Source organism: Geodermatophilus sp. SYSU D00815 (genome assembly GCF_054050035.1).
This window is the reverse complement of record NZ_JBJGYO010000005.1, coordinates 1-24,721: the sequence shown is the minus strand read 5'-3', so window position 1 is coordinate 24,721 and position 24,721 is coordinate 1. Positions and strand designations below refer to the sequence as shown.

At 77.5% G+C, this 24,721-nt stretch carries 24 protein-coding genes, 1 pseudogene and 1 riboswitch; of the genes and pseudogenes, 14 read left to right on the top strand and 11 right to left on the bottom strand.

The annotated features are described in order from the left end of the window. Window positions 1-47 precede the first annotated feature (47 nt). Window positions 48-284, bottom strand: coding sequence for a hypothetical protein (locus tag ACI78S_RS07475; protein WP_456971748.1), 237 nt, complete (start codon window positions 282-284; stop codon window positions 48-50). A 224-nt stretch (window positions 285-508) separates the two neighbouring features. Here ACI78S_RS07475 and ACI78S_RS07470 point away from each other — a divergent pair, with 224 nt between their 5' ends. From ACI78S_RS07470 to ACI78S_RS07460, 3 genes are all read left to right on the top strand, one after another. Next, a complete protein-coding gene (locus ACI78S_RS07470) occupies window positions 509-1,168 on the top strand; it encodes a dienelactone hydrolase family protein (RefSeq protein ID WP_456971746.1) in 660 nt (219 codons plus the stop codon). Window positions 1,169-1,245: 77 nt separating this feature from the next. Next, complete coding sequence (locus tag ACI78S_RS07465) at window positions 1,246-2,070, top strand: class I SAM-dependent methyltransferase (RefSeq protein ID WP_456971744.1); 825 nt, start codon at window positions 1,246-1,248, stop codon at window positions 2,068-2,070. A gap of 23 nt (window positions 2,071-2,093) precedes the next feature. Continuing rightward, on the top strand, window positions 2,094-3,779 hold the full coding sequence (locus ACI78S_RS07460; RefSeq protein ID WP_456971742.1) for a LuxR C-terminal-related transcriptional regulator: 1,686 nt from the start codon (window positions 2,094-2,096) through the stop codon (window positions 3,777-3,779). On the opposite strand, the gene ACI78S_RS07455 is transcribed toward ACI78S_RS07460, so the two are convergent. Both ACI78S_RS07455 and ACI78S_RS07450 read right to left on the bottom strand, forming a co-directional pair. Further along, window positions 3,737-4,489 carry an SDR family oxidoreductase gene (locus ACI78S_RS07455; protein WP_456971740.1) on the bottom strand — a complete coding sequence of 251 codons (753 nt, stop codon included), beginning with the start codon at window positions 4,487-4,489 and terminating at the stop codon, window positions 3,737-3,739. The genes ACI78S_RS07460 and ACI78S_RS07455 overlap by 43 nt on opposite strands. Further along, window positions 4,486-5,085: an RBBP9/YdeN family alpha/beta hydrolase gene (locus tag ACI78S_RS07450; protein ID WP_456971738.1), complete on the bottom strand. Its 600-nt coding sequence runs from the start codon at window positions 5,083-5,085 to the stop codon at window positions 4,486-4,488. The genes ACI78S_RS07455 and ACI78S_RS07450 overlap by 4 nt, the downstream gene beginning before the upstream one ends. A gap of 180 nt (window positions 5,086-5,265) precedes the next feature. On the opposite strand from ACI78S_RS07450, the gene ACI78S_RS07445 reads away from it, so the two are divergent. Next, window positions 5,266-6,165 carry an alpha/beta fold hydrolase gene (locus ACI78S_RS07445; RefSeq protein ID WP_456971736.1) on the top strand — a complete coding sequence of 300 codons (900 nt, stop codon included), beginning with the start codon at window positions 5,266-5,268 and terminating at the stop codon, window positions 6,163-6,165. On the opposite strand, the gene ACI78S_RS07440 is transcribed toward ACI78S_RS07445, so the two are convergent. Next, entirely contained in the window at window positions 6,155-6,787 is a 633-nt protein-coding gene (locus ACI78S_RS07440; RefSeq protein WP_456971734.1) for a cyclase family protein, read from the bottom strand. The genes ACI78S_RS07445 and ACI78S_RS07440 overlap by 11 nt on opposite strands. 127 nt (window positions 6,788-6,914) lie before the next feature. On the opposite strand from ACI78S_RS07440, the gene ACI78S_RS07435 reads away from it, so the two are divergent. From ACI78S_RS07435 to ACI78S_RS07425, 3 genes are read left to right on the top strand one after another with little or no spacing between them, the layout of a single operon-like run. Then, the gene (locus tag ACI78S_RS07435; RefSeq protein WP_456971732.1) at window positions 6,915-7,871 is read left to right on the top strand and encodes an anti-sigma factor RsbA family regulatory protein; all 957 of its coding nucleotides are present in this window, start codon (window positions 6,915-6,917) and stop codon (window positions 7,869-7,871) included. 25 nt (window positions 7,872-7,896) lie between these two features. Next, a complete protein-coding gene (locus ACI78S_RS07430) occupies window positions 7,897-9,012 on the top strand; it encodes an NAD(+)/NADH kinase (RefSeq protein ID WP_456971730.1) in 1,116 nt (371 codons plus the stop codon). Window positions 9,013-9,052: 40 nt separating this feature from the next. Beyond that, complete coding sequence (locus tag ACI78S_RS07425; RefSeq protein WP_456971728.1) at window positions 9,053-9,607, top strand: dihydrofolate reductase family protein; 555 nt, start codon at window positions 9,053-9,055, stop codon at window positions 9,605-9,607. Here ACI78S_RS07425 and ACI78S_RS07420 read toward each other — a convergent pair. After that, window positions 9,592-11,136, bottom strand: a complete 1,545-nt coding sequence (locus ACI78S_RS07420) for an ATP-dependent DNA ligase (RefSeq protein WP_456971726.1) — start codon at window positions 11,134-11,136, stop codon at window positions 9,592-9,594. The genes ACI78S_RS07425 and ACI78S_RS07420 overlap by 16 nt on opposite strands. A 130-nt stretch (window positions 11,137-11,266) precedes the next feature. Here ACI78S_RS07420 and ACI78S_RS07415 point away from each other — a divergent pair, with 130 nt between their 5' ends. Beyond that, a complete protein-coding gene (locus ACI78S_RS07415) occupies window positions 11,267-11,902 on the top strand; it encodes a hypothetical protein (RefSeq protein WP_456971724.1) in 636 nt (211 codons plus the stop codon). Between the two features lie 36 nt (window positions 11,903-11,938). Here ACI78S_RS07415 and ACI78S_RS07410 read toward each other — a convergent pair whose 3' ends face one another. From ACI78S_RS07410 to ACI78S_RS07395, 4 genes are all read right to left on the bottom strand, one after another. Continuing rightward, window positions 11,939-12,322, bottom strand: a complete 384-nt coding sequence (locus ACI78S_RS07410) for a YchJ family protein (protein WP_456971722.1) — start codon at window positions 12,320-12,322, stop codon at window positions 11,939-11,941. Window positions 12,323-12,427: 105 nt separating this feature from the next. Next, complete coding sequence (locus ACI78S_RS07405) at window positions 12,428-14,056, bottom strand: glycoside hydrolase family 13 protein (RefSeq protein ID WP_456971720.1); 1,629 nt, start codon at window positions 14,054-14,056, stop codon at window positions 12,428-12,430. A gap of 90 nt (window positions 14,057-14,146) precedes the next feature. Then, complete coding sequence (locus ACI78S_RS07400; protein WP_456971718.1) at window positions 14,147-15,733, bottom strand: diguanylate cyclase; 1,587 nt, start codon at window positions 15,731-15,733, stop codon at window positions 14,147-14,149. A gap of 212 nt (window positions 15,734-15,945) precedes the next feature. Then, the gene (locus ACI78S_RS07395; RefSeq protein WP_456971716.1) at window positions 15,946-16,446 is read right to left on the bottom strand and encodes a MarR family winged helix-turn-helix transcriptional regulator; all 501 of its coding nucleotides are present in this window, start codon (window positions 16,444-16,446) and stop codon (window positions 15,946-15,948) included. A 98-nt stretch (window positions 16,447-16,544) separates the two neighbouring features. Here ACI78S_RS07395 and ACI78S_RS07390 point away from each other — a divergent pair, with 98 nt between their 5' ends. The 5 genes from ACI78S_RS07390 (at window position 16,545) to ACI78S_RS07370 (ending at window position 21,134) form a co-directional block, all read left to right on the top strand. Then, complete coding sequence (locus ACI78S_RS07390; protein WP_456971714.1) at window positions 16,545-16,946, top strand: nuclear transport factor 2 family protein; 402 nt, start codon at window positions 16,545-16,547, stop codon at window positions 16,944-16,946. A gap of 34 nt (window positions 16,947-16,980) precedes the next feature. Further along, window positions 16,981-18,654 (top strand): bifunctional 3'-5' exonuclease/DNA polymerase, encoded by a 1,674-nt coding sequence (locus tag ACI78S_RS07385; protein WP_456971712.1) that lies wholly within the window; start codon window positions 16,981-16,983, stop codon window positions 18,652-18,654. 221 nt (window positions 18,655-18,875) lie between these two features. Continuing rightward, the gene (locus ACI78S_RS07380; RefSeq protein ID WP_456971710.1) at window positions 18,876-19,772 is read left to right on the top strand and encodes a hypothetical protein; all 897 of its coding nucleotides are present in this window, start codon (window positions 18,876-18,878) and stop codon (window positions 19,770-19,772) included. A gap of 91 nt (window positions 19,773-19,863) precedes the next feature. Further along, the gene (locus ACI78S_RS07375) at window positions 19,864-20,031 is read left to right on the top strand and encodes a hypothetical protein (protein WP_456971709.1); all 168 of its coding nucleotides are present in this window, start codon (window positions 19,864-19,866) and stop codon (window positions 20,029-20,031) included. Continuing rightward, window positions 20,028-21,134 (top strand): NAD(P)/FAD-dependent oxidoreductase, encoded by a 1,107-nt coding sequence (locus ACI78S_RS07370; protein ID WP_456972219.1) that lies wholly within the window; start codon window positions 20,028-20,030, stop codon window positions 21,132-21,134. Before ACI78S_RS07375 ends, ACI78S_RS07370 begins: the two co-directional genes overlap by 4 nt. A 45-nt stretch (window positions 21,135-21,179) precedes the next feature. Here ACI78S_RS07370 and ACI78S_RS07365 read toward each other — a convergent pair whose 3' ends face one another. Continuing rightward, window positions 21,180-23,318 (bottom strand): MMPL family transporter, encoded by a 2,139-nt coding sequence (locus ACI78S_RS07365; protein ID WP_456971707.1) that lies wholly within the window; start codon window positions 23,316-23,318, stop codon window positions 21,180-21,182. 52 nt (window positions 23,319-23,370) lie between these two features. Next, window positions 23,371-23,970 (bottom strand): TetR/AcrR family transcriptional regulator, encoded by a 600-nt coding sequence (locus ACI78S_RS07360; RefSeq protein WP_456971705.1) that lies wholly within the window; start codon window positions 23,968-23,970, stop codon window positions 23,371-23,373. 183 nt (window positions 23,971-24,153) lie between these two features. Further along, a riboswitch (cyclic di-AMP (ydaO/yuaA leader) is annotated at window positions 24,154-24,308 on the top strand. A gap of 196 nt (window positions 24,309-24,504) precedes the next feature. On the opposite strand from ACI78S_RS07360, the pseudogene ACI78S_RS07355 reads away from it, so the two are divergent. Next, window positions 24,505-24,721, top strand: a pseudogene (locus ACI78S_RS07355) (hypothetical protein); the annotation flags it as partial.

Genomic DNA, 24,721 nt, shown 5'->3' with positions numbered 1-24,721 from the left:
GGCACGGAGGCGACAGAGCGCGGCCGTCGGGCCGGAACCCGGTCGGGTCAGCCGTGGTGGATCTCGTCGTCCCGCCGCGGGGCCGGCGACAGCGTGCCGCCCTGGCCCATGCTCCCCGGGTCGAGGCCCAGCTCGCGGAGCAGGTCGGCGTCGGCGACTGTGTCCACCTCGGGCCCGAGTTCCCGCTCGCCGCGACGGACCTGCTCGGGGGTGCCCTCGACGCGCAGGACCTGCAGCACGTGCTCCCTGTCGATCCGCACCGGGAACTCCACGATCGCTCGCACGGTGTGCTCGCCGGGTCTGGGCGATCCCAGTGCCAGTGCACCCCACCTCGGGCGTCGGTGCCACCCACCGATCGGGTCCCGGGCCGTCAGAAGGGTGGCGGGTCGTCGGGCTCCGCCGGTCGCCGGTCGTCGCACCCGGACCCGCGGAGCGGGTACGACGGTCCGGGGTCCCCGAGCGGGTCCACCTCACCGGAAGCGGACCGACCAGCACCAGGAGGCGTCCGATGCAGCCTTCCGGCCCCGTGCGGGTGCCGGTCCCCGGCGCCGAGCTCGAGGGCGACCTCGTCGTCCCGGCCGGCGCCCGGGGCGTCGTCCTGTTCGCGCACGGCAGCGGCAGCGGCCGGCACAGCCCCCGCAACCGGCACGTGGCCGCCGCCCTGCAGCGGGCCGGCTACGGGACGCTGCTGCTCGACCTCCTGACCGAGGCGGAGGAGCGGGTCGACGCCCGCACCCGGCAGCTGCGCTTCGACATCGGGCTGCTCGCGCAGCGGCTCACCGCCACGGCCGACCGGCTCCGGGGGACCTCCGGCCTGCCGCTGGCCACCTTCGGGGCGAGCACCGGCGCCGCGGCCGCGCTGATCACCGCCGCCGACCGGCCCGACGCCGTGCGCGCCGTCGTGTCGCGGGGCGGCCGCCCCGACCTCGCCGGCGACGCGCTGGCCCGCGTCCGCGCGCCGACGCTGCTCGTCGTCGGCGGCGCCGACGAGCAGGTGCTCGACCTCAACCGCGCGGCCGCGACCCGGCTGGGCGGCGAGCACGAGCTCGTCGTCGTCCCCGGTGCGACGCACCTGTTCCCCGAGCCCGGGGCGCTGGAGCAGGTGATCGCGCGGACCACCCGCTGGCTCGACCGGTGGCTGGGCGACCGCCCCGTGGGCAGTCCGTAGGCATTCCGCCCGATGTGCCGCACCGCCCGGGGGCCGATCCTCGTCCGTCATCAGCCCCGACCGCGAGGAGATCCCCGATGAGCGTCACGATCGACGACACCGAGCTCAAGGCCCGCCACCGGAAGATGTGGGCCTCCGGCGACTACCCCCGGATGGTGGAGACCTTCCTGCTGCCGCTCGGGCCGCGCCTGGTGGAGGCCTGCGGCATCACCGAGGGGACGACGGTGCTCGACGTCGCCGCCGGCACCGGCAACGCGTCCCTCCCCGCCGCCGAGCGCGGCGCCCGCGTCACCGCCAGCGACCTGACCCCCGAGCTGCTCGAGGCCGGCCGGCACCGGGCCGAGGCGGCCGGCCTGGAGCTGGAGTGGCGCCCGGCCGACGCGGAGCACCTGCCGTTCGAGGACGCCTCCTTCGACGTCGTCATGTCCTCGATCGGTGTCATGTTCGCGCCGCACCACCAGGCCGCCGCCGACGAGCTGGTGCGCGTGTGCCGCCCCGGCGGCCGGATCGGGCTGCTCTGCTGGACCCCGGAGGGGCAGATCGGTGCCCTGTTCCGGGCGATGAAGCCCTTCGCGCCGCCGCCCCCGCCGGGTGCCCAGCCGCCGCCGCTGTGGGGCAGCGAGGAGCACCTGCAGGCGCTCTTCGGCGGCCGGGTCGAGTTCTCGACGCTCACCCGCGACGTCCTGGAGATCACCGCCTTCGCCCACCCGCACGACTACGGCCGCCACTTCACCGACTACTACGGGCCCACCATCGCGGCCCGCGCCAACGCCGCCAAGGACGGCCGGGAGGCGGAGTTCGACCAGGTGCTCCGCGACTTCTGCGACGAGTGGAACCGCGGCACGCAGGAGCAGGCGCGCTTCGAGCACGAGTACCTGCTCGCCGTGGGCACCCGCGCCTGAGGTCTCCCGGGCCCGGTCCGCCCGTGGGAGGCTTCTCCGCCATGGAGGGGCCGGCGGCCGGGCAGCTCCACGATGCGTGGCGTGCGCTCGAGCGGGCGGACTGGGAGTCCGCCCGCTCGGCGTTCACCGCGGTCCTCGCCACGGGCGACGAGGTCGAGGCGCGCGACGGGCTCGCCCAGGCGCTGTGGTTCCTCGGCGACGTCGCCGAGGGCATCGCCCTGCGCGAGGGCACCTTCGACGACTACGTGCGGCTCGGCCGGTGCGACGACGCGGCCCGGGTCGCGGTGTGGGTCGCCAACCAGCACGCCCTCGCCGGGCGCGCGTCGGCCGCCCGCGGTTGGCTGGCCCGCTGCGAGCGCGCCCTCGACGGGGCGCCGCCCTGCGCCGGGCTCGGCTGGCTGGCCTTCGAGCGGGCCCGCCAGGCGCCCGCCGTCGCCGAGCAGGTGGCCCAGTCGGCCCGGGCCGTCGAACTGGCCCGCGCGCACGGCGCGACCGACCTCGAGGTCTTCGCCGTCAGCCTGCTCGGGCGCGCGCAGGTCAGCGCCGGACGGCGGGAGGAAGGTCTGCGCCTGCTCGAGGAGGCCATGGCGTCGGCCACGGCCGGGCGGGTCCGCGACGTGCACACCCTCGCCTCGGCGTACTGCAACCTCGTGCTGGCCTGCACCAGCGCGGGGGAGTGGGAGCTCGCCACCGAGTGGTGCGAGCTGGTGGAGGACTTCGCCCGCACGCACGCCGCCGCGCCGCTGTTCGGGGCCTGCCGCACCGTGCACGCCGAGGTGCTGCTGGCCGGCGGGCACTGGGCCGAGGCCGAGACCGCCCTGGCCGACGCGCTCGCCACGCACGCCCGCCACATCCCGGAGATGAGCGCGCCGGCCGTCGCCTCGCTCGCCGAGCTGCGCGTGCAGCAGGGCCGCCTGCCGGAGGCGGAGGAGCTGCTCGCCGGCCGCGAGGAGCACCCGGCCGCGCTGCGCGCGCTCGCGCTGCTGCGCATCGCCGACGGCCGCCCCCGCCAGGCCGTGACCCTGCTGGAGCGGGGGCTGCGCGCGGCCGGCGACGACGCCGTCGCGACCGCGGCCCTCCTGGTCCCGCTGGTGGAGGCGCGGCTCGCGCTGGGCGACGTCGCCGGCGCCCGCGCCGCGGCCGACGACCTCTCCGGGCTCGCCGCGTCGTCGGGCATCCGGCTGCTCGCCGCCCGGGCCGGGCTGGCCGCGGCCCAGGTGGCCCTGGCGGCCGACGAGCAGGAGGAGGCCCTCGGGTCGGCGCAGCGCGCGCTCGCCGCCTTCGGCGCCCTGCTCATGCCGCTCGACTCCGGCCTGGCCCGGCTGGCGATGGCGCGGGCGCTCGCCACCGACGACCCCGAGACCGCGCGCGAGGAGGCCCGGACCGCGCTGGGCGCCTTCCGCGCCCTGGGTGCGTCGCGTGCCGCGGACGCCGCCGCCGGGCTGCTCCGCGAGCTCGGTTCCGGTCAGGGCGGGCGACCGCGGGCCGTCGGCGACCTGACCGCGCGGGAGCAGGAGGTGCTCGGCCTGGTCGCGCGCGGGATGTCCAACGCCGGGATCGCCCGCGCCCTGCTCATCAGCGAGAGGACCGCGGGGCACCACGTCAGCCGCATCCTCACCAAGCTCGGCGTGCGCAACCGCGCCGAGGCGGCCGCCTACGCGGCGCGTCACCGGCCGCCGGCGACGTCCACGAGGGCGCCGGTGACGTAGGAGGGGTCGGAGGAGAGCAGCCAGGCGATCACCGCCGCCACCTCCTCGGGCTCGCCGCCCCGGCGCATCGGCACCGACGGCGCCAGCCGGTCCACCCGCCCGGGCTCGCCCCCCGAGGCGTGGATGCCGGTTCGGATCAACGCCGGCCGCACCCCGTTGACCCGGACGCCGTCGGCCGCCACCTCCTTCGCCAGCCCGACGGTCAGCGCGTCGACGGCGGCCTTCGCCGCGGCGTAGTCGACGTACTCGTCCGCGCCGCCGAGCACCGCCGCCCGCGAGGAGACGTTCACGATCGCCCCGCCGTCCCCGCCGTACCGGGTGGACATGGCGCGCACGGCCTCCCGCGCGCACAGCAGGGCGCCGACGGCGTTGACCGCGAACGTCCGCGCCACCCGCGCGGCGTCGAGGTCCTCGACCCGCGCCTGCAGGCCCAGCGACCCGGCGTTGTTGACCAGCCCGCGCACCGGCCCCAGCCGCGCGGCGGCGGCGAACAGGGCCAGGACGTCGTCCTCGTGCGCGACGTCGGCACGCACGGCGACCGCCCGCACGCCGGCGTCCCGGCAGGCGGCGGCCACCTCCTCCGCCGCGTCCCGCCGCGCGGCCCACGACAGGCAGAGGTCCCAGCCCTCGCGGGCCAGCCGCAGGCCGGTCGCCGCGCCGATGCCGCGCCCGCCGCCGGTGACCACGCAGACCCCGCGGGCGCCGCTCACGCGGGCACCGCCGCGGCCGCGGTGATCCGGGTGGCGGGGTCGCGGCACCACTCGAGCACCGACGGCCAGGGCCCGTACCCCGACGCCGGCTCCAGGTGCCCGGCGCCGGGGACCAGGTCGACGTCGAGGCCGAACGGGCGCGCGTACACCGCCTCGGCCCCACCGGGGCAGTACGGGTCGTCGTCGGAGGCGACCAGCCGGACCCGCCGGACCACGTCCTCGGGCAGCGGGGTCGTCCCCATCGCCCCCGGCACGAACGCCGCCACCGCGGGCAGCGTGCGGATCAGCCCCGGCGCCGGCGGGGCGACGAGCAGCACCCGGTCCGGCGCCAGGTCCCCGAGCGACGGCGCGGCGTGCCACCACAGCAGCACCGCCAGGCTGTGGCACACCAGCACCCGCTCGTCCCCGCGCTGCGCCCGGAGGTTGCGGCGCAGGTCGACGAGCCAGTCGGCGAGCACCGGGGCGTCGGGCTCGGGCAGCTGCGGGTACAGCACCTGGGCGCCGTCCTGGGCCAGCCGGTCGGCGAGCCAGTGCTGCCAGTGCCCGGCCGGACGCCGGTTCTCCCAGCCGTGGAGGAGCAGGAACGAGGAGGTCATCGGTCCACCCTGCGCTGTCCGGCGGCCCCGCGACGAGCGGCCGGCACGACAACGTCCGTCCGATTCGCGCCAGCCTCGGCCGGCGAGCCGCGCCGGCGACCGCCGCCGCGGCACGGCCACGTCCCGGCCACGGCTACAGTCCCGGGGCCCGGAACCGCACGACCGCCCGGAGGTCCTCCCGTGCTCGGCATCGAGCCACCGCGCCGCCTCGGCACCAGCCGCCTGCCGGACGGTCGCCGGGTGGCGTGGAGCGAGTGGGGCCCCGAGGACGGCCGACCGGTCCTGCTCAGCCCGGGTGCCGCGACCAGCAGGTGGCTCGGCTTCGGCGCGGACGTCGTCGACCGGCTCGGCGTGCGGCTGGTGTCGCTCGACCGCCCGGGGCTGGGCGCCTCCGACCCCCGCCCCGGCCGCGACCTGCTCGGCTGGGCCGCGGACGTGGCCGAGGTCGTCCGGCTGCGCGAGCTGGGCCGCCCGCCGGCCGTGGCGTTCTCGCAGGGCGCCCCGGCCGCCCTGGCGTGGGCCGCGGCGGGGGTGCTCGGCGGGCTGGCCGTGGTGGCCGGGACCGACGAGCTCGCCGCGCCCGACGTCCGGCGCGACCTCGTGCCGGACGTCGCCCGGCTGGTGGACCTGTGCGCCGCCGACCCCGACGCGGCCGCGGCCGCGTTCGCCGGCCTCGCCGACCCCGACGCGATGGCGGCGATGGTCGCGGCCACCAGCGGGCCCGCCGACCTGGCCGTCTACCGGGAGCCGGCGTTCGCGGCGGCCTACCGGCGGGCCCTGGAGGAGGCGTTCGCCCAGGGCCCGGACGGCTACGTCCGCGACACCGTCCTGTCCATGACCCGGTGGCCGTTCGACCCGGGCGAGATCGCCGTCCCGGTCGACCTCTGGTACGGCCGCCTGGACACCAGCCCCGTCCACTCACCCGACCTGGGCGAGCGGCTGCACCGCCGCATCCCCGGCTCGCGGCGCCACGTGGTCGAGGACGCCGGTGGGGCGCTGCTCTGGACCGGGGCCGGGGACGTCCTGTCGGCGTTGCTGGGCCGGGAGGGAGCGGGGCGCGGGCGCACCGTCACCGGCTGAGGACCGCCCGCGCCGGCGCGCCGTCGGCGCCCGGGATGCGCAACGGCAGGCAGGTCAGCGTCCACCAGCCCGGCTCGACCGCCCGCAGGTCGAGCGTCTCGAGCACCGTCACGCCGCCGTCCAGGAGCGCCTCGTGCGTCGGTGCGGGGTCGGCGTAGGGCGCGATCGACAGGTAGTCGATGCCCACCAGCCGGACGCCGCGCCGCACCAGCGCCGCCGCGGCGTCCGGCGCGACGGCGACGAAGTCCTCGACGAACCGCGGGGCGTCCCACAGCTGCGAGTTGGCCGTGCGGAACAGCACCCGCTCCGCCTCGTCGGGGACGTCGACCCGGGCCAGGGCCGCGGCGTCGAGGACCCCGGCGACCGCGGTGGCGTCGGCCACCCACGCCGGCCCGACGAGGGTCTCGATCCCGACGCTCTCGACCCCGGCGCGCCCGTCGAGGAAGTGCACCGGCCCGTCGACGTGCGTGCCGCAGTGCAGCGAGCAGGTGAGCGACGAGACGGTGGCCGGGTCGCCGTCGGCCCGGGACCGGCGGCGGCGGACCTCCAGCTCGGTGTCGCCCGGGTACAGCGGCACCCGCCCGGGCACGAGCGGCACGGTGACGTCGACGTACTCGGTCACGGTCGTGGGATACCCCCACGGGCCGGCGCCAGTCGGCACCGGTGCGGCAGCCGACGCGTCCCGGCAGGCGTAGCGTTCCGGACGTGGCCGTCCCGAACACAGCGGGCGCCCCGGCGGAGGTGTCCGCATGACCACGATCAGCCCCACCGGCGGGTGGGACGGCACGGCCTTCGCGCACGAGGCCTTCCTGTTCGCCACCGACGACGAGCTCGCCGAGCGCGTGCTGCCCTTCGTCGCGGAGGGCCTCTCCCGCGACGAGCCGGTGCTGGTCGTCGCGGGCGAGCGGGTGCGCACGGTGCTCGCGGACCGGCTCGGCGCCGACGTGGCCCGGCTGGCCGCGTTCGCGCCGGCCGAGACCTGGTGGCGCGGCGGGCACGGCACGCTGCAGGCCTACGACCGCGACCTGCGGGCGCTGCGGGCCTCGGTCCCGTCGTGGCGGCTGGCCGCCGAGCCGGTGTGGCTGGCCCGTGAGGACGGCCGGGAGTGGAGCCGCTTCGAGGCCGTCGCCAACGACTGCTACGCCGATCTGCCGTACTACAGCCTGTGCCTGCACGACCGGCAGCGGCTGCCCGACGACGTCCTCGACGCCGTCGTGCGCACCCACCCGCTCGTCTGGGGCGACGGCGGGCCGGTGCCCTCCCCGGCGTACGAGGAACCGCGGCAGTTCCTGCGCGCGGCGCGGCCCCGCTGGGTCGAGCGCCCCGGGCACTCCGTGCTGGGCACCGTGACTGCCCCGCACGAGGCGCGCACCGAGCTCGCGCACGCGGTGGACGGCGGCCCCTGGTCCGACCGGCGCGACGACGTCGTCCTGGCGGCGCACGAGCTCGTGGTCAACGCGCTGCGGGTCGCGCCGTACGCCCGCGTCGCCTACTGGACCGACCACGACACCCTCGTCGTCGAGGTCTCCGACATCGGGCCCGGCCTGCCCGACGAGCTGCGGGCCTACGTCCCGCCGCCGCCGGACGCCGAGGCCGGCCGCGGGATGTGGCTGGCCTGGAGCCTCGCCGACGACGTCGCCCTGGCCACCGGGGAGGGGGGCACGACCGTCCGGCTCTCCTTCACCCACGGCGCCGCCCGGCCGTAGGCCCGCCGCGCGGCAGACTGGGCCGGTGACCGTCCACCGGATCGGCCTCGTCGTGCACACCGGCAAGGAGGCGGCCCGCGACGCGGCCGCGCGGGTGGGGGGGGGGGGGGGGGGGGGGGGGGGGGGGGGGGGGGGCGGGGGGGGCGGGGGGGGGGGGGGGGGGGGGCCGGGGGGCCCCCCCCCGCGGGGGCTGCCCTGCACCGACGTCGACGTCTGGGGCGAGGGCTCCCGGCACACCGCCGGCGAGGAGGCGGAGATCGCCGGCGAGCCCGACCTCGTGGTCACCGTCGGCGGCGACGGCACGTTCCTGCGCGGTGCACGGGTGGCCGCGGCGGCCGGCGCGATGGTGCTCGGCGTCGACGTCGGGCGGGTCGGGTTCCTCACCGAGGTCGAGGTCGGCCGGCTGGAGGAGGCGCTCGAGGCGGTGCTCGCCGGCGACGTCGTCCTCGACCGGCGGATGACGCTGACGATGCGCGCCTCCCGCCCGCTGGAGATCCCGGCCGGCATCGACGCGCTGCTGCGCTACGGCCGGGGGCCGGCGCTGCCGCCGCCGGACGTGCGGCCGGACCCCGAGACCTTCGGCTGGGGCGTGCCGCTGGACGTGCGGGCGCTCAACGACATCGTCTTCGAGAAGCTGGCCCGCGACCGGCAGGCCAGCATCGCCGTCTACGTCGACAGCCGGCTGTTCGCCTCGTACTCGGCCGACGCGCTCATCATCGCCACCGCCACCGGCTCGACCGCCTACAGCTTCGCCGCCGGCGGGCCGGTGCTCTCGCCGGACCTCGACGCGCTGGTGTTCACCCCGGTGGCGCCGCACATGGTGTTCGACCGCAGCCTGGTGCTGGCCGCCAACCACCGGATCGGCCTGCGGGTGCTGGCCCGGTCGGGGCAGGTGGCGGTCAGCATCGACGGCCAGCTCACCGGGGTGCTCGACCCCGGTGACTGGGTCAACGTCCACGGCGCCCGGCAGCGGGCGACGCTGGTCCGCCTCCACCAGCCGCACTTCCTCGACCGGGTGCGCGACCGGTTCGGCCTGGCCGACGCCCGGGCCGCCGTCGCCGACGGCCGGGCGCCGGAGGTCTACGACCCGGGGATCCCGTTGCCGGAGGACCTGGCCCACCCCGGACCGGTCGACGACTGAGCCGGCGATGAGTGCGGCCGGCTCGGCCGGTCCACCCTGCATGCGCACCCTCGCGATCACCCAGAACGTGACCGTCGACGGCTCGATCGAGATGCTCGGGGACTGGTTCGCCCCGTCGGACCAGACCGACACCTCCGACCTGCTGGCCGAGGTGCGCCGGCAGGACAGCACCGCCGACGCCTTCCTCGTGGGGCGGCGGACGTTCGAGGACCTGCGCGGCTACTGGCCGGCGCAGACCGACGACCCCACCGGCATCACCGACTACCTGAACCGGGTGCAGAAGTACGTCGTCTCCTCGACGCTCACCGACCCGGGCTGGGAGCCGACCACCGTGCTCTCCGGCGACCCGGTCGAGCAGGTGCGGGCGCTCAAGCAGCTGCCCGGTCAGGACGTCGTCGTGACCGGGAGCATCACGCTCTGCCACGCGCTGATCCGCGCCGGGCTGGTCGACGAGTACCGGCTGTTCACCTACCCGGCGGTGCAGGGGCGCGGCCGGCGGCTGTTCCCCGACGGGGTCGAGCTGCCGGCGCTGCGGCTGGTCGAGACGGCGTCCTTCCGCAACGGGGTGACCTACACCCGCTACGCGGTGGCCTGAGCCTCCCCGGCCAGCAGGGCCCGGACGGCGTCGAGCGTGTCGGCCTCGGCCGGCGTCTTGTCGGGCCGGTAGCGGACCACCCGGGCGAAGCGCAGCGCCAGGCCCCCGGGGTAGCGGGGGCTGCGCTGGGCGCCGTCGAGCGCGATCTCGACCACCAGCTCGGGCCGCAGCAGCACGCCCCACGGCGGCCGTTCGCGGGCGAGCTCGGGGAACGTCCGCGTCTGCCACTCCAGCAGCTCGTCGGTCATGCCCTTGAACGTCTTGCCGACCATCACCGGCTCGCCGCCGTCGGGGTCGCGGGCGCCGACGTGGATGTTCGACAGCTTCCCCGACCGCCGCCCGTAGCCCCACTCCGCGCCGATCACCACCAGGTCGAGGGTGTGGACGGGCTTGACCTTCTGCCACGCCCTGCCGCGCCGGCCGGCGGCGTACGGGGCGCCGAGCGACTTGACGACGACGCCCTCGTGGCCGGCGGCGAGCGCGTCGGCCAGCACCCCGGCGGCCTGCCCGGGTTCGGGGGAGCGCACGCCGGGCATGCGCAGCGGGGCGTGCTGCTCGTCGGCGAGCAGCCCGGCGAGGGCGTCGAGGCGCACGTGCAGCGGCTCGTCGAGCAGGTCGCGGCCGTCGATGTGCAGCAGGTCGAAGAAGAACGGGCTGAGCAGCACCGCCTCCGTCGCCGCGCTGCCGAAGCGGCTCATCGTGTCCTGGAAGGCCCGCGGTCGGCCGTCGTCGTCCAGGGCGAGGGTCTCGCCGTCGAGGACGGCGGTCGTGCAGGGCAGCGCGCGGACCCGGGCCACGAGCTCGGGCACCGCCTCGGTGACCTCGCGCAGCGTGCGGGTCCAGACCCGGACCTGGTCACCGTCGCGGTGCACCTGGATGCGGGCGCCGTCGAGCTTGTACTCGACGGTGACGTCGGCGCCGAGGTCGGCGAGCGCGCCGTCGAGCGACGAGCCGGGGCTGGCCAGCATCGGCCGCAGCGGGCGGCCGACCTGCAGGCGCACCCCCTCCAGCGCGGCGGCGGCGCCGTCCAGCGCGGCGGCCGCGGTGCCGGGCAGGCTGCCCGAGAGCATGAACGCCCGCCGCACCGTCTCGGCCGGCACCCCGGCGGCGGCGACGACGGCGTCGAGCACCACCCCCTCCAGGGCGCCCTGCCGCAGGTCGCCGGCGAGCAGCCGGACGAGGAACCCCTGCTCGTCGGCCGTGGCGGCCCCGAACAGCCCGGCCAGCAGCTCCTCGCGCCGGGCCGTGGAGCCGGGCCCGGTGGTGGCGGCCAGCTCGTCGAGGACGGCGTCGACCGCGGCCACGGTCAGCGACGGCCCGGGCGCGGGGTCGTGCGCGAGGCGGGAGAGGGTGCGCCAGCCGACACCCAGCCGCGCCTGCAGGGTCTCGCCGGACAGCCAGGCGGTGACCGGCCGCACCTCGTCGGGCGCCGCCCGCCGGAGCAGGTCGGCGATGGTCCCCGCCTTCGCCGTGCGGGACCGCGTGGCCGCGACCGCGGCGGAGGCGGCGAGGACGTCGGCGAGCAGCACGGGGGCATCGTCGCAGGTCGCACCGACATCCCGCCGCTCCACGGCGACCGTGCGGGCGCCCGCCGACCGGGCCGGCGGGCGCCGCGGCGGCGCGGCGTGCAGGTCGCCGGGCTCCGGGTACGGGCACGGCGTGGACGGTCGGACGCTGGTGCTCGGCGACTGGACGCCGGTGGTGCGCGACGGCATCGACGTCCTGCGGCTGGTCATCCTGGCCGGCGCGGTGGCCTACGCGGTCGCCGGCCGGACCGCTGACGCCGCGCTGCTGGCCGGCCTCGGCGCCGTGACGCTGCTGGCGCGGTTCGTGAACCTGCCGCGGGTGTACGACCTGTCGCTGACCGCGGCGATGGCGCTGCAGGGCTTCGGCGAGACGTTCGGGCTCTACGACCGGTTCGTCCGGTTCGACGACCTGGTGCACGTGACGCTGCCGCTGCTCACCGCGCCGGTGGTCTACATCGCGCTGGCCCGGCTCGACGTCGTCCCCGACCCGCGCGACGAGACGCACCTGCGGCACTACGCCGGCATCGCGGTCGTCACCGCGGCGCTGGGCATCGCGATCGGGGCGCTGTGGGAGATCTGGGAGTGGCGCTCCGACGCCTGGTTCGGCACCGACCTCTCCGAGGACAACGACGACACCAACGGCGACCTGGTCCGCGACACCCTCGGCTCGCTCGCCGGCGCCGCGCTGCTCGTGGTCTGGGCCCGCTTCGGGTGGGGGTCGGTCCGCCGGATCCCCGGCGTGAACACCCACGAGGACGTCAGCGCCTGAGCCGTGCCCGGCCGCGGTCCCGCCCGCGAGCCCCGCTCAGCGCGCGACGCCGTCGAGGTAGCACCACCGGCCGTCCTCCCGGACGAACCGGCTGCGCTCGTGCTGGGCGCCGGCCGTGCCCCCGGCCACGTACGAGGCCCGGAACTCGACGACCCCCTCCGCCTCGAGCAGGGAGCCCCCGGACGTGGCCAGCACGTCGAGCCCGGTCCAGCGGACCGCCGGGTCGAGCTCGAGCGTCCGCGGCCGGGTGGACGGGTGCCAGGTCGCCAGCAGGTACGCCGGGTCGCCGACGGCGAAGGCGCTGTACCGGGAGCGCATGAGCTGCTCGGCGGTGGCCGCGGTCGCGCCGCCGTCGTGCAGCCGGCCGCAGCACCCGGCGTAGGGCAGTCCGGTGCCGCAGGGGCAGCGTCGGGGGGCCACGCCCCCAGTCTGCCCGCCCGGTCCGCCGCCGATCACCGGCACGTGGCCGGCCGACGCGCCGGCGGGGGCGGCCACCTGCCGAAGATCACCGCGGAGGAGGCGCGCTCAGTCCTCCAGCCAGACCGCGCTGTCCGGCGGGAGCGCGACGCTGCCGCCCGAGGCGTGCACGTGCGCGGCCGAGGCGAGCAGCACCGTGCCGGACGAGCGGACCAGCGCCGTCTCCGTGCCCATGTTCAGGACCACGCGGACGGTGCGCCCCTCGCCGGTGCAGCGGATCGTCAGGACGTCGTCGCGGCGGCTCACGGTGGCCTCGCCCGAACCCAGGGCCGGGTGCTCGCTGCGCAGCGCCAGCGCCCGCCGGTACAGCTGCAGCATCGAGCCGTCGTCCCTGCTCTGCCGCGACACCGCGTACCGCCGCCACGCCGACGGGATCGGCAGCCACGGCTCGGCCGACCCCTTCGGCGAGAACCCCACGCCGGCCGAGGAGTTCCACGGCATGGGGACCCGGCAGCCGTCGCGGCCGGCCCGGGCGCCGCCGCTGCGGAAGAAGATCGGGTCCTTCTTGGCCGCGTCCGGCACGGTGGCCTGCGGCAGCCCCAGCTCGTCGCCGGCGTAGACGTACGGGGAGCCCGGCAGGGCCAGCAGCAGCAGGGCGGCGGCCCGCGCCCGGGCCTCGCCGACGGCGCCGCCGCCGAAGCGGGTGACCAGGCGGTCCTTGTCGTGGTTGCCCAGCACCCACGACACCGGCGCGCCGACCGTGCCGAAGGCGTCCAGCGCGGTGCGCACGCCGTCGGCGAAGGCCTCCGCCGACCACGGGGACTTCAGCAGCCGGAAGGAGAACGACTGGTGCAGCTCGTCGGGCCGCGAGTACAGCGCCACCTGCTCGAGGTCGGCCAGGCAGACCTCGCCGACCAGCATCGTGTCGGGGTACTCGTCGCAGATCGCCCGCCAGCGGCGCCAGACGTCGTGCACCTCGGGCTGGTTCCAGGTCATGGCCTGCTCCGGACCGTGCCCGAACAGGGTGGGGGAGTAGGCGCCGGGGTTGTCCCGCAGCGCGGCGTCCTTGAACAGCCCGTAGGCGACGTCGACGCGGAAGCCGCTCACCCCGCGGTCGAGCCAGAAGCGCAGCGTCCGCTCGAAGTCGGCGGCCACGGCCGGGTCGCGCCAGTTCAGGTCGGGCTGCTCCGGCGCGAAGAGGTGCAGGTACCACCGGCCGTCCGGGGTGCGCGACCACGCCGGTCCGCCGAAGAGCGACTGCCAGTTGTTCGGCGGCTCGGCCGACGGCGGGGCGAAGTGGTAGCGGGCCGCCTCGGGGGAGGCGGGGTCGGCCAGCGCCCGCTGGAACCAGGGGTGCCGGTCGGAGGTGTGGTTGGGGACGACGTCGAGGATCACCCGCAGGCCCAGCCGGCGGGCGTCGGCCACCAGCTCCTCGAGGTCGGCGACGTCGCCGTAGTCGGGGTCGACCGCGCGGTAGTCGACGACGTCGTAGCCGCCATCCGCCCCGCCCGAGGGGTAGTGGGGGTTGATCCACAGGGCGTCGACGCCCAGCCAGCTCAGGTAGGGCAGGCGGGACCGCAGGCCGGCCAGGTCGCCGATGCCGTCGCCGTCGCTGTCGGCGAAGGACCGCAGGTAGACCTGGTACACCGCCGCCGTGCGCCACCAGGGGGACGACGACGGCCGGGGGGCGACCCGTGGTTCGGTCGCGGACAGCGCTGTCACGAGCCGGACGGACATGTCCCAACGATCGGCAGCCCACCCGCGCGTGCGGGAGGACCTCCGCTGTCGAACTCGGCAGCCCCGTTCGTCAGGTTCTGCCAACCGGCCTCAGTGCGGGAGCGGCACCAGGTCGTCCACCACCCGGTCGCGGCCCTCCCGCTTGGCGCGGTACAGGTGCCGGTCGGCCCGGCCCAGCAGCTCGACCGGCGGCTCGGCGACCGGGCCGGCCGCGCAGGTGGCGCCGATGCTGACGGTGACGGGCAGCCCCCCGGTCAGCCGCCCCCAGGCGGGGTGGCCGGCCACGGCCCGGCGGACGGCGTCGAGGTGGGCGACCGCCTCGGCGGGATCGCCGACGAGCACGAGCAGGAACTCCTCGCCGCCCATCCGCGCCACGAAGGAGCCGGTCCCGGCCTCGGGCGCCTCCAACTGCTCGAGGAGCTCCCCCACGGTGCGCAGCACCTGGTCGCCGACCTCGTGCGAGCAGGTGTCGTTGACCCGCTTGAAGTGGTCGACGTCGAGCAGCGCGACCGTCACGGGAGCCGCCACGGCGGCGGCGCGGCGCAGCAGTCCGGGCAGCTGCTCGTCGACGTAGCGCCGGTTGTACAGGCCGGTCAGCGGGTCGCGCAGGGACAGCTCGCGGTAGCGGCGGCTCTGCTTGCGCGCCTCGGTGGTCTCGTACATGGCGTGCACGGCGCGGGCCCGGGCGTCCCGCTCCGCGGACTGCAGCTCCAGCAGCGCCGCCACGTAGCGCTTGTGCTCCTCGTAGGCGGCCCGGAAGTCGCCGGCGGCGGCGTGCAGCTCCGCCTGCTCGCACCGGGCGCGCACCCGGATTGAGGTCAGCCCGTGCTGCTCGCAGCGGCGCACGCACTCGTCGAGGCTCTCCTGCGCCGCGGCCACCTCGCCCAGCCCCCGCCGCACCTCGGTGAGGGTGAGCAGGAAGTCCGCCCCGGCGTCGCCGTCGTCGGAGGCGGCGAGCACCTCCGGCGCCAGCCCGGGCAGCAGGACCGCCTCCGCCTCCGCCAGCCGGCCCAGGCCCATGAGCGCGCGGGCCACGGTGTCGAGCCGGCCGACGTGCAGGGGCAGGCCGTGCGCCGCCGAGAGCTCCTGCAGCCGGATGCTGTCGGCCAGGGCCGGCTCGAAGCGGCCGCGCAGCGTCGCGCAGTAGGCCCGGTTGTTGAGCACCAGCAGCTGGCGGTCGACGTCGCCGAGCTCCTCGGCCAGCCGCAGCACCTCGGAGTAGCGCTCCTGCGCCGCGTCGTCGCCGTCCAGGCCCAGGCAGTCGGCCAGCCGGCCGAGGTGGTCGATCCGCAGCGCCGCCGGCGCGTCCTCGTCGAGCAGGTCCACCGCCCGCACCGCGTGCTCGAGAGCGAGGGAGCGGTCGCCGAGCTCCTGGAAGACGGCGGCGAGCACGAACGAGCTGCGGGCGAGCAGGTACCGGGCGCCGTTGTCGGTGGCCCACCGGTGCACGGCCTGGGCGATCCGGCCGGCGGCGGCGACGTCCCCGCGCCGGCGGAGCAGGTCGCCGCCGACCAGCCGGGCGCGCAGCTCCAGCGCGGCGTCGCCGAGCTCGCGCGCGGCGGCGGCGGCGCGCTCGGCGTCCTCCTCGAGACCCCCGCGGTCGAGCCGGGACCGGATCTCCAGCTCGTCCAGGGACGCCGCCAGCGTCCCTGCGTCCGCGCGAACGGTGCTGCTCACGGCAGGGGCATCGGCCGATCGGGCGAGGTCCTTGAGCGTCCCGGGACGCGGATCACACCTCCCGGACGATGCCGGCGCCGCCGCGGCGCCCCTGGCGTGGCGCGGACCGCACGGGGACCCCGACCGCTGGACGGCGGGCACGCGTGCTCCCCAGGGGAGGGAGCCGTGCCGCCGGCGAGGACACGGCCCGGTCGCCGCGGAGCCGACGCGGTTCAGCCGTCCGCCGCGCGCTCGACGGCGGCGAGCAGCTCGGTCAGGCGCTGGCGGTCGGCCGGCGGCACGTCGGCCAGCATGCGGTCGAGGCCGGCCACGTGGTCGGCGACGGCGCGGTCGACGAGCTCGCGGCCGGCCTCGGTCAGCTCGACGACGCCGTAGCGGCCGTCGGCGGGGTCGGGACGGCGGACCACGAGCCCGCGGCCCTCCAGCAGCTGGACGCGGTGGGTGGTGGCCGCGGGCGAGAGCACCATCGCGCGGGCGAGGTCACCGGGGGAGAGCCGGAACGGCGCCGCGGCCCGCCGCAGCGAGGCCAGCACGTCGAACTCCCCGCGCTTGAGCCCGTGCCGGTCCAGGGTCGCGTCGATCGCCCGCGACGCCGCCAGGTGCGCCCGGGTGAGGCGGGCGAACAGCGCCATGGAGGAGGGGTCGAGGTCGGCCCGCTCGCGGCGCCACTGGGCCACCATCTGGTCCACCGCGTCCTCGGCCGGAGCTGTCACGAGAATCAGTTTGACGTCGAAACGACGTCCTGTCATCATTTCTACGTCGAAATGACGGGGGAGCCATCGACCCGAGCCATCCACTCGAGGAGGACCCGATGTCCGCGCTTCGCCACTGGTACGACCACCTGAGGGCCGGGGACCTGCCCACGGCCGCGCAGGCCCTCACCGAGGACTCCGTGCTGCACGTGCCCGGCCGCAGCAGCAACACCGGCACCTACGAGGGCCGCGACGCCATCGTCGGCTTCGTCGTCCACGCCGCCGAGGTGAGCGGCGGGACGCTCGACCTCACCCTGCACCGGGTGCTCGACGACGGCGAGTGGGGGGTCGCCCTGTGCACCTACACCGCGACCCGGCCCGACCGCGAGCGGCCGCTGGAGAACAACCTCGCGCACGTGGTGCGGCTGCGCGACGGGAGGATCGCCGAGTCGTGGCTGCACAGCCGCGACCAGTACGCCGTCGACGAGTTCTGGGGCGAGCCCGCCGCCACCGGTTCCTGACCGGCCCGTCGGCACCGTCGGCGAGACTGCGGCGGTGCGGCGCATCCTCCTCCGGCGGCTCGGCGGGGCCGACGACGCCGCCGGCGTGGAGGCCCGCGACTGGACCGACGACGGTCCGGCGGACGGGGCGACCCGGGTGCCCGCCGGCGAGCTGCCCGCCTTCGTGCGCGCGCAGGAGGCCGCGCCGGTCCGCTGGATCTGGGACGACACCGCGCGCTGGTACCCGGCCCTGCTGGCGGCCGGCGTGCGGGTGGAGCGCTGCACCGACCTGCGCCTGGCCCACGCGGTGCTGCGGCGCTCGCCGCTGGTCGACCAGGCGCTGCTGACCGCCGGGGAGACCCCCGGCTGGGACGCGCTGGCGCCGGGCACCCCCGGCGACCCCGGGCTCTTCCCGCTGGCCGACCCGGCCGACCGGCTCGACCCCGGCGCCGAGCACGCGCGCCAGCAGGCGGCGCTCGCCGCGTCCGCGGACCCGGCGCGGCTGGGCCTGCTGCTGGCCGCCGAGTCCTCGGGCGCGCTGGCGGCCGCCGAGATGACGCACACCGGGCTGCCGTGGCGGGCCAACGTCCACGACCACCTGCTCACCGAGCTGCTCGGGCCGCGGCCCCGGGCCGGGCAGCGGCCGGCGGCCCTCGAGCGGCGGCTGGGCGAGGTCCGCGCCGCCCTCGCCGTCCCCGACCTCAACCCCGACTCGCCGGCCGAGCTGCTCCGCGCGCTGCAGGGCGCCGGGCTCGCCGTCGACGACACCCGCTCGTGGACCCTCGAGCAGCTCGACCACCCCGCCGTGCCGGCGCTGCTCGCGTACAGGAAGCTCGCCCGCCTGCTCACGGCCAACGGCTGGGCCTGGCTCGAGACCTGGGTCCGCGACGGCCGCTTCCGGTCGGTGTTCGTGCCCGGCGGGGTGGTCACCGGGCGGTGGGCGTCCAACGGCGGCGGCGCCCTGTCGGTCCCCGCCCAGGTCCGGGCCGCCGCCGTCGCCGACGACGGCTGGCGGCTGGTCGTGGCCGACGTCGCCCAGCTGGAGCCGCGGGTGCTGGCGGGCATGAGCGGCGACGCGGCGCTGGCCCGGGCGGCCCGCTCGGCCGACCTGTACCAGGGCATGGTCGACGCCGGCGTGGTGGCCACCCGGGCCGAGGCCAAGGTGGGCGTCCTGGGGGCCATCTACGGCGTCACGCGGGGCGAGAGCGGCCGCGTGCTGCCCCGGCTGGCCCGCCGCTACCCCCGCGCCGTCGCCCTGGTGGAGGACGCCGCCCGCGCCGGCGAGCGCGGCGAGGTCGTGCGCACGCTGCTCGGCCGGGGCTCGCCGCTGCCGTCGGGGGAGTGGGCCGAGCGGGCGGTGGGCCTCGGCGAGCCGCCCGACGAGGACGGCTCGCGCGCCGACCGCGACCGGCGCCGCCGCGCGTGGGGGCGCTTCACCCGCAACTTCGTCGTCCAGGGCACCGGCGCGGAGTGGACGCTGTGCTGGCTGGCCGACCTCCGCAACCGGCTCTGGCGGCTCGGCGGCGGCGGCCCGCTCGACCGGCGGCCGCACCTCGCCTTCTTCCTGCACGACGAGGTGGTCGTGCACACGCCCGAGCACCTGGCCGAGCAGGTCGCGGAGGAGGTGCGGGCCGCCGCGGCCGGCGCCGGCCGGCTGCTGTTCGGCCGGTTCCCCCTCGACTTCCCGCTCGACGTCGCGGTCGTGCGGTCGTGGGCCGACGCCGGCTGACGGCCCCGTCGCACGCCCGGGGCCCGGGCCGGACGCGATCACCGTGGGTGGCGCCCTCGGCACTCGTCGCGCCGCCCGGGGCGTGTCCGCGGGCGCGGTGCCCCCATCGCGTCGCCGGCGGTCTCCGGTGCGGGATCGTCCGCATCACCGACAGCCCGAGGACCCGGCGCCCGGGCCCACCCCGATCCCAGGGCCCGGCCGGAGCGAGGAGGCGGCTCGCCATGACCGACCAGCTCGACGTCGTCGGCCGCGACACGCCGGGGGAGCCCCCGGGCTCCGCTCCCGCGGTCGCCGCCCCACCCGAGCCGCGACCGAACTACTCCGGCGATCTCGACGAGATGCTCAGCACCCGGCCGGTCTTCCGGCGGCGCCTGTTCGGCTACGAGCGGCTCCAGGTCGACAACTACGTCGGCTGGGCGGAGGCCGGTCTGCTGGCCGCGCGCCGGGAGACCGACGACCTGCTGCAGCGGTACGGCCGGTGCTGGGCCGAGCTGCAGCTCGCCCGCCAGATGTCGGTGCGCTCGGCCGGCGCCCAGCAGCTGGCGCACGTCTCCGACCGGATCGGCACGATGCTGCAGCTGGCCGCGGACGAGGCCGCCGAGATCACCGCGACCGCCGCGGAGGAGGCCGAGGCCTGGAAGCAGCGGGCCCGGGAGCTGACCGAGCTGGCCGCGGCCGACGCCGCCCGCGTGCGCGAGGAGGCCGAGAGCCACCGCGCCGAGGCCGCGGCGGCGCGGCAGCAGGCCCTGGCCGAGGTCGCCGCGCTGCTGGAGCGCGCGGGCGAGGAGCGGCACCGCCTCGACGCCGACGCCGCCCGGCAGCGCGCGCGGCTCGACGAGCAGGCCGCCGAGCGGCGCGAGCGCGAGGACGCCGAGGCGGCCGCGCGCATCCGGCGGCTCGACGAGGCCTCCCGCCGGCAGCGCGAGGCGGCCGAGGCGCAGGCGGCCGAGCGCCTCGCGGGCCTCGAGGCGGAGATCGCCGAGCTGGAACGCCGGCGCGACGCCGCGCGCGCGTCGTTGCAGCGGATGAACGAGCAGGTCAACGAGGCCCTCACCACGCTGGCCACGACCCTGCCGCCGCCCGGTCTGCACCTGGCCCCGCGCTCGGCCGCCTCCTAGCCGCGCGCCCGGCGCCGGGGGAGGGCGTGGCCCTCGACCGTCGTCCCCGAGGCCGGGTGTGCCACCCGCCCCGGGCGGGCACACGACGGCCATGACGTACCGACGCGCCCGCTGGCGCACCGCCGTGGCGGGGATGGCCGTCGCCGCCTCCGCGTTCACCGTCGCCGCCTGCGGTGGCGGGTCCGAGGACGACGGCGGGGGCCAGGAGCAGGTGGAGGAGGAGTCCGGCGACGACGAGGGCGAGGAGGACGACGACTGAGCGCACCGGCCCGGCGCGTCGCGGTCGTCGGCGGGGGAGTCCTCGGCGTCTGCACCGCGGCCCGGCTGGCCGAGCGCGGCGCCCGGGTCACCCTGCTCACCGAGGCCGGCCTGGCCAGCGGCGCCAGCGGCCGCTCGCTGTCCTGGCTGAACTCCTCCGGCGGCTACCCGCCGGAGTACCACCGGCTGCGCCTGCGCGGGCTCGAGCGCTACCGCGCCCTCGCCGCGGGCGGCGGGTGCGCGACCTGGCTGAGGTTCGACGGCGCGCTCCGCTGGAGCGACGACGACGCCGCCCGGGGGACGTTCGAGCACCTGCGGCGGTCGGGGTACGCGGCGGAGTGGCTCGGCCCGGAGGAGGTGGCGGCCCGGGTGCCCGGCGTGGACCCGCGGGCCGTCCCCGGCTCCGGCGCCCTCCTCACCCCTGACGAGGGCTGGGTCGACCTGCCCGCGCTGGTCGAGCGGCTGGCCGCCGAGCTGGTCGCCGCCGGCGGGCGGGTGCGCACCGGGGCGGGGCGGTGCGCCGTCGTGGTCACCGGCGGCGCGGTGACCGGCGTGCGCACGGGCGCGGGCGACCTGCTGCCGGCGGACGCCGCGGTGCTCGCCACCGGCCCCGACGTGCCGGCCGCCGCGGCCGCCCTGGGGTGGGCGATCCCCGACGCGACCACCGACGCGCTGCTGGTCCGCACAGAGCCCGCGCACCACCGGCTGCGGGCGGTGCTCACCACCCCGCGGGTGTCGGTGCGGCCCGCGCCCGGCGGCACGCTGGTCCTCGACGCCGCCTGGTCGGAGCGGGAGGTCCGCCGCCGGGCCGACGGCGGGTACGAGGTGCCGGACGCCACCGTGGCGGGGCTGCTCCGGGAGGCCTCGGCGGTGCTGGCCGGCGGCCCCGCGCTCACCGCCGCCTCCTGCGGCGTGGGCCGCAAACCGGTCCCCGGCGACGGCCGGCCGGTGCTGGGGCAGCTGCCCGGGGTGCCCGGCTGCTGGGTCGCCTTCACGCACAGCGGGGCGACGCTCGGGCTGGTCGCGGGGGAGCTGCTGGCCGAGGAGGTGCTCACCGGCCGCCGGGACCCGCTGCTCGAGCCGTTCGGCCCCGACCGGTTCTGACCCCGGCACGGCCCGCCCCGGAGCGGGACGGGCCGTGCCGGACGGTCACCGCCCGGCGACCCCGACCGGCGTCCGCTCCGCCTCGGGGGAGCGGTCGGCCTTCTCCAGGGCCGCGCCCTCGACGTCGAGCACCGGCAGCCAGCTCAGCCAGCGCGGCAGCCACCAGGCGGCCCGGCCGAGCAGCGCCAGCGCGGCCGGCACCAGCACCATGCGGACGACGAAGGCGTCGAACAGGATGCCCATCGCCAGGGCGAAGGCGATCGACTTGATCGTCGGCTCGCCGGCGGGCACGAACCCCGCGAACACCGAGAACATGATCAGCGCGGCCGCGACCACCACCGGAGCGGCCTGGCGGAACCCGGTGCGGATCGCCTCGCGCGGCGCGACGCCGTGGCTGTGGGCCTCGTGCATGCGGGACACCAGGAAGATCTGGTAGTCCATCGCCAGCCCGAACAGGATGCCGATCACGAGGATCGGCGTGAGGCTGATCAGCGGGCCGGTCGTGTCGAGGTTGACCGCGCCGGCCAGCCACCCCCACTGGAACACCGCGACGGTGGCGCCCAGCGCCGCGCCCACGGTGAGCAGGAAGCCGAGCACGCCCACCAGCGGCACCAGCAGCGACCGGAAGACGAGCACGAGCAGCACCAGGGCCAGCCCGACGACGAGCGCCAGGTACACCGGCAGCGCGTCGTCGAGGGCCTGCGCCACGTCGACGCTGACCGCCGTCTGCCCGGTGACCGAGGCCGCGACGCCGTCGGTGCCGGCGAGCAGGTCGCGCAGGTCGGCCACCAGCTGCTCGGTGTCCGGGTCGGTCGGCCCGGACACCGGGACGACGGTCAGCAGGGCGGCGGTGTCGTCGGCGTTGGGGACCGGCGGGGCGACCAGGGCGACGTCGTCGAGCGCGGTGACCGACCCCACCAGCTGCCCGGCGGCCGTGGACGCGCGGTCGCCCTCGAAGAGGACGGTGAGCGGCCCGTTGAAGCCCTCGCCGAAGCCCTCGGCGAGCAGTTCCTGCGCCCGCGCCTGGGTCGAGCCCTCGGGGGCGTTCTGCACCAGCGTCGTCTGCATGGAGAAGAACGGCACCGCGATCGTCCCCAGGGCGACGACCGTCAGCAGCACCGAGACCACCCGCCGGCGGGTGACCGTGCCCGCCCAGCCGGCGAGGAAGCCGCGCCCCGCCCCCGGCGCCGTCCCCTCGGCCGCCGCGGCGCGCTGCTTCTTCGGCAGCGCGCGCAGGCCCAGGAAGCCCAGCACCGCGGGCACGAGGGTCAGCGCCACCAGGACGGCGACGACGATCGTGGCGGCCGCCGCGAGACCCATCTGGGTGAGGAACGGGATGCCGACGACGAACAGGCCGGCGAGCGCGATGACCACGGTGAGGCCGGCGGTGACCACGGCCGACCCCGCCGTGCCGACGGCGGTGGCGATGGCGGTGCCGGCCGCGGCGCCGTGGCGCAGCTCCTGGCGGTAGCGCGTGACGATGAACAGCGCGTAGTCGATGCCGACGGCGAGGCCGAGCATCGCGGCCAGGATCGGCGTGGTCGACGACAGGTCGGTGAACCCGGTGGCGACGGTGATGCCCATGACGCCGATGCCGACGCCGACGGCGGCGGTCAGCAGGTTCATGCCCGCGACCAGCAGCGAGCCGTAGGTGACCGCCAGGACGACCAGGGCGATGACGACGCCGATCGCCTCGGCCGGGCCGCCCACGTGCGGCACCTCCTGGATCGCCTCGCCGGAGACCTCGACGCTCAGCCCGGAGGCGCGGGCGTCGGCCACGGTGGCCAGCAGCGCGTCCTGCTGCTCGGGGGTCACCTCGCCGGGGGCCGCGTCGTAGGTGACGGTGCTGTAGGCGGTGTCCTGGTCGGCGTTGATCGCCGGCGCGGCCGGGTCCAGCGGGTCGGTGGCCGAGGCCACCCCGGGCAGCGCGCCGAGCCGGGTCACCAGCTCACCGACGGTGACCACGTGCTGCGGCGTGATCAGCGGCTGGCCGTCCTCGGCCCGCACCACGACCCGGGCGGTCGCCCCGCCGCCGGCGCCGCCGAACTCCTCGCCGATGCGCTCCAGGGCGGTGGTCGACTCCTGCCCGGGGATCGAGAAGCTGCTCGTCGTCTCCCCGGCGAGCGTGACCGCTCCCGCGCCGCCGGCCACCAGGACGACCAGCCAGACGAGCAGCACGCTCACCCGGTGCCGGTGCGAGAACGCACCGAGTCGGGACAACAGCACAGCCATGGGATCAGGCCTCCACCTGGTCGGGGTCGGGAAGAGCGGCGCCGGGGCGGCGGTGGCCGAGCGCGTCGAAGCAGGTGGCGACGATGTGCCGCCGCCACTCGGTGGTCCGGTTCTCGTGGTGCGAGGCGATGGAGAGGACCGCCAGCGCGGCGAGCGCGCCGACGACCCGGACCGTGCGCTCCGGCGGCGTGCACCCGGGGTCCACCCCGAAGGCCTGCAGCGCGGCGGTGCTCGCGGCGTCGAGCTCGGGCGGCTCGGCGTCCGCACCGAGCTGCAGGACCGGGGTCAGCAGCAGCGCCACCAGTCCGGGGTGCGCCAGCGCGACGTCGACCAGGACCTCCAGCGCCTGCCGGTCGCGCGCCGGGCCCTCCTCCTGGTCGCGCACCTGGTCGAGCACCCGCCGGCCGAGGGCGCCGGCCTGCGCGCGCACGGCCTCGTGCAGCGCCTCCTTGCTGGGGAAGTGGTGCAGCAGGCCGGCCTTCGACAGCCCGACGGCGTCCGCGACGTCCTGCAGCGAGGTCTTGGCGAAGCCCTGCCGGGCGAACAGGGCGGCGGCCCGGTCGAGGATCCCGTCGTCGACCTGCTGCCGGAACGGGCGTGCCACGGCGTCGACGGTACGGCGGCTCCCGACCGAGTCGGTAGGGGAACCGACCGAAGTGGTCGGTAACGTCGCTCACACCTCCGGTCGCGACCTGACGGTTCGCCCGCACCGCGATTGTCACGAGTGCATAACGCCGTTACCGTGGCTGCCGCCCGCACCGGTCGTCACGTCCCCGCCGGGGAGTCCGAGCGGGCGCCGCCGAGTCGCCCTCCGGGGCGAGCCGGGGACCCACCGCAGTACTGGGGTGAATCCGCCCGCGGGCCGTTCGAGGCCCGCCGGCCGGTAGGGCTGCTTCCCGCCCGAACCCGTCAGCTAACTCGGTAGGCGGCGTGTCGGAAGAACGGAGCGCCGCCCCGATGGCGTGCCCCCAGCACCGCAGCACGACCCCGCTCGCGCCGGCACCGCCGGCCCCGGGTGCGCCCGCGCAGTCGATCGCACGCGGCCGTCCCTGACGCCGTTCCTGCGCCCACCCGCCGCAGCCGCCGCCGCTCGTCGCACCCCGGCGCTGCGCACGCACCCCTCGGAGCACCTCTCCCCATGGATCCCCGCACCCCCGCCCCCGGCCGCGCCACCGCCCGCTCGCGCCGCCGGCTCACCGTCCCCGCCCGCCGGCCGAGCATCTACCTCGGCGTCGCCGCCGCCGGCGCGGTCATGGTCAACGTCCTCGTCGGCGCCGACCCGGCCGCGCAGGCCGAGGCCGGCTCCGCCGAGTCGGTCGCCGTCGCCCAGGCGCTGGGCCTGACCGCGCAGTCGG

Bases quoted from the DNA above. Each gene is read 5' to 3' on its own strand.
- ACI78S_RS07450 (WP_456971738.1), bottom strand. From the start codon at position 5,085: ATGACCTCCTCGTTCCTGCTCCTCCACGGCTGGGAGAACCGGCGTCCG.
- ACI78S_RS07465 (WP_456971744.1), top strand. From the start codon at position 1,246: ATGAGCGTCACGATCGACGACACCGAGCTCAAGGCCCGCCACCGGAAG.
- ACI78S_RS07425 (WP_456971728.1), top strand. From the start codon at position 9,053: ATGCGCACCCTCGCGATCACCCAGAACGTGACCGTCGACGGCTCGATC.
- ACI78S_RS07380 (WP_456971710.1), top strand. From the start codon at position 18,876: ATGACCGACCAGCTCGACGTCGTCGGCCGCGACACGCCGGGGGAGCCC.
- ACI78S_RS07470 (WP_456971746.1), top strand. From the start codon at position 509: ATGCAGCCTTCCGGCCCCGTGCGGGTGCCGGTCCCCGGCGCCGAGCTC.
- ACI78S_RS07435 (WP_456971732.1), top strand. From the start codon at position 6,915: ATGACCACGATCAGCCCCACCGGCGGGTGGGACGGCACGGCCTTCGCG.
- ACI78S_RS07390 (WP_456971714.1), top strand. From the start codon at position 16,545: ATGTCCGCGCTTCGCCACTGGTACGACCACCTGAGGGCCGGGGACCTG.
- ACI78S_RS07375 (WP_456971709.1), top strand. From the start codon at position 19,864: ATGACGTACCGACGCGCCCGCTGGCGCACCGCCGTGGCGGGGATGGCC.
- ACI78S_RS07405 (WP_456971720.1), bottom strand. From the start codon at position 14,056: ATGTCCGTCCGGCTCGTGACAGCGCTGTCCGCGACCGAACCACGGGTC.